The organism is Streptomyces sp. NPDC093225 (assembly GCF_044753805.1).
GTDB lineage: Bacteria > Actinomycetota > Actinomycetes > Streptomycetales > Streptomycetaceae > Streptomyces.
Genome location: NZ_JBIVNX010000111.1, coordinates 1 through 3,179 on the forward strand (window position 1 = coordinate 1; position 3,179 = coordinate 3,179).

The following is a 3,179-nucleotide window of genomic DNA, read 5'->3' on the forward strand; positions in this document are numbered from 1 at the left end:
GGCGGAGCCCCCTTGCCCCAGGGGTGGGCCTGCCGCAGGGCCTGCAGGCCATACCGGGTCAAGCGCCGAGGGGACCCACACACCACGGGACCCGCGGTACGGCTTTTGCTTGAACGTGCACTCCCAACAAACCTGCACTCCCAACAAACCTGCACTCCCCACCGGCCTACCCCCCCACCGCGCCCCGCCCCCACCCCCACCCCGCCCCGCCCCCACCGACTGGTTTCACCCCGCCCCGCCCCGCGCAAGCTCTTGGGGCGGTGCGGACACGGGGGAGTCAGGATCCGCGAGGCCCCCGAGGGGCCTGCGAAGGGGGAGGCACATGACGCACGTCCTGGTGGTCGGAGGCGGGATCGGCGGGCTCGCGACCGCGCTGCTCGCCGCGCGGTACGGCCACACCGTCGAACTGTTCGAGGGGGACCCGCGTGCCCCCGGGGCGGACCCGGCCGGCGCCCTCGACCGGGAGGCGCTCGACCGCGCCTTCTTCGGACGCCACCGGCCCGCCGTCCCGCAGGCGACCCAGCCGCACGCCCTGCTCGGCGCCGCCCGCACGGTGCTGCGCGCCGAACTGCCGGACGTGTACGCCCGGATGCTGGAGCTCGGCGCGCGCGAACGGCACGACCTCGACTGGTTCGACGAGCGGCCGCCGGCCCGCCCCGGGGACGAGGACCTCGTGACGGTTCAGGCCCGCCGGATCGTGCTGGAGAGCGCCCTCGGCGCCGCCGTCCGCGCCGAGCCGGGCATCACCGCCCACCACGGTGAGCGGGTCCGCGGCCTGGTGGCCGTACGCGACCGGGCCGGGGCCCCGCCCCGCGTGACGGGCGTCCGGACCGCTTCGGGCAGCCGGGAGGGGGAACTGACGGTGGCGGCCGGCGGCCGGCGCGGTGACGTGGAGCGCTGGCTGGCCGACGCGGGCTGCCGCCCACCGCTCGTCGAGCGGCACCGGACGGGGCTGGCGTACCTGTGCCGCTGGTACCGGCTGCCCGAGGGACTGTCGGACGGGCCGCGGCGGCCGTGGGCGGTGGCGGGCGGGCGGTTCGCGGGCTGCGCGGTGTTCCCGGCCGACAACGGCACCTTCGCCGTGACCCTGTTCGTCCACACCACGGACCCCACCCGCGCCGCCCTGCGCGATCCGGCCGTCTTCGAAGCCGCCGCCCGCACCTTCCCTCCGGCCGCGGCCTGGCTGGACATCGGCGCGCGGCCGCTGTCGGACGTCATCGCCACCGCGGCGCTCGACAACCGCTGGAGCGCGCTCGCCGACGGGCACGGACCGGTCGTCACCGGCCTGGTCCCGGTGGGTGACGCCATCACCCACACCAACCCCACCCTGGGCCAGGGCGTGTCCCTCGCCCTGTGGGCCGCCCGCCGGGTGGCCACGACCGCCCACGAGGAGCCCCGCTCGGTCGGCTTCGCCGCCGGCTACCAGGCCTGGGCACGGGCCACCCTGCGGCCGTGGTTCGACTTCCAGGTCGTGGCCGACGCCGCGCTCGACCAGCGCTTCGGCATCGGCGCGCTGGGCGGCACGGCCGCCCCGGCCGCCGCGCCCCGCGAGACGGCGGCCCTCTTCGAGTGCGCGCTCACCGACCCGGTGGTGATGCGGGCCAGGGCCCGGGTCAGGCACCTGGCGGAGACCCCCGCACGGGCGTACGCGGACCCCGACGTGAAGGCCCGCGTCGCCCGCTGGCTCGCCGACCGGCCCGACTACGTCCCGAACACCGCCGGGCCGGATCGGGCTACCTGGGAGAAGCTCGCGACGGGGTGAAGGGCCGACGCGTAGGCACGGCGGGTACCGGCATGGCGTGCGGGCGTGTTGCGCGGGTGTGTTGTGCGGGCCCGTCGGGCCGGGTTGTCATGCGGGTTCGTGCTGCGGGTCCGTACCCCCGGCTCACCCGCCGAGGACCTCGGCCAGGTCGTAGCGGGGGACCTCCTCCAACTGCGCGTACGTGCAGCTGTCGGGCGTGCGGTCGGGGCGCCAGCGGCGGAACTGGGCGGTGTGCCGGAACCGGTCGCCCTCCATGTGGTCGTAGGCGACCTCCACGACGCGCTCGGGTCGCAGCGGGACCCAGGAGAGGTCCTTCTTGCCGGACCAGCGGCTGGGGGCGCCGGGCAGCCGGGCGGCCTCGTGGGCGCTGTCGTCCGTCCAGGCCGCCCACGGGTGGTCCGACAGGTCGGCGAGCCGCAGCGGCTCCAGTTCCTCGACCAGTTCGGCGCGGCGCTTCATGGGGAACGCGGCGCACACGCCGACGTGCTGGAGCGCGCCCCGGGCGTCGTACAGGCCCAGCAGCAGCGAGCCGAGCACCGGGCCGCTCTTGTGGAAGCGGTAGCCCGCCACCACGGTGTCGGCGGTCCGCTCGTGCTTGATCTTGAACATGACGCGGGCGTCCGGCCGGTAGGGGAGGTCGAGGGGCTTGGCGACGACCCCGTCGAGCCCGGCGCCCTCGAACCGTTCGAACCACTCCTGGGCGAGTGCGGCGTCGGTGGTGGCCGGGGCCAGGTGCACCGGTGGCCCGGCCGGGCCCAGGGCGTCCGCGAGGGCGGCGCGGCGCTCGGTGAGCGGGGCCGCCCGCAGGTCGGTGTCACCGAGGGCGAGCAGGTCGAAGGCCACGAAGCTGGCGGGGGTCCGTTCGGCGAGCAGGTTCACCCGGGAGGCGGCCGGGTGGATGCGCTCGGTGAGCCGGTCGAAGTCCAGCCGCCCGTCGTACGCGATCACGATCTCGCCGTCCATGACGCAGCGCTCGGGCAGGTTCGCCCGCAGGGCGGCCACCAACTCGGGGAAGTAGCGGGTCAGCGGCTTGCCGGTACGGCTGCCCAGCTCGACCTCGGCGCCGTCGCGGAAGACGATGCAGCGGAAGCCGTCCCACTTGGCCTCGTACTGCATCCCCTCCGGGATCCGGGCCACGGACTTGGCGAGCATCGGCTTGACGGGCGGCATCACCGGCAGGTCCATACGACGATTCTGCGGGGTGGGGGGTGCGGGCGCCTGGTGGGGCGGGGGCTGGGCGGGTGGGCTCGCTTCGGGGAGGGTGCCGGTGCCGGTGCCGGTCCTGGTGCTGGTGCCGGGGTGGGCTCGCTTCGTGGGGCCGCCCCGTGGTGTGTGGGTCCCCTCGGCGCTTGACGGGGGCGGCCTGCAGGCCCTGCGGCAGGCCCACCCCAGGGGCTTTGGGGCTTCGCCCTGGCCT

Annotated in this window: 2 protein-coding genes; one reads left to right on the forward strand and one right to left on the reverse strand. The window is 76.1% G+C overall.

Annotated elements, in window-relative coordinates:
- The first annotated feature begins 322 nt into the window (after window positions 1-322).
- Window positions 323-1,762 carry an NAD(P)-binding protein gene (locus tag ACIQCH_RS38350; protein ID WP_402589001.1) on the forward strand — a complete coding sequence of 480 codons (1,440 nt, stop codon included), beginning with the start codon at window positions 323-325 and terminating at the stop codon, window positions 1,760-1,762.
- 123 nt (window positions 1,763-1,885) lie between these two features.
- Here ACIQCH_RS38350 and ACIQCH_RS38355 read toward each other — a convergent pair whose 3' ends face one another.
- On the reverse strand, window positions 1,886-2,947 hold the full coding sequence (locus ACIQCH_RS38355) for an ATP-dependent DNA ligase (protein WP_402589002.1): 1,062 nt from the start codon (window positions 2,945-2,947) through the stop codon (window positions 1,886-1,888).
- Window positions 2,948-3,179 lie beyond the last annotated feature (232 nt).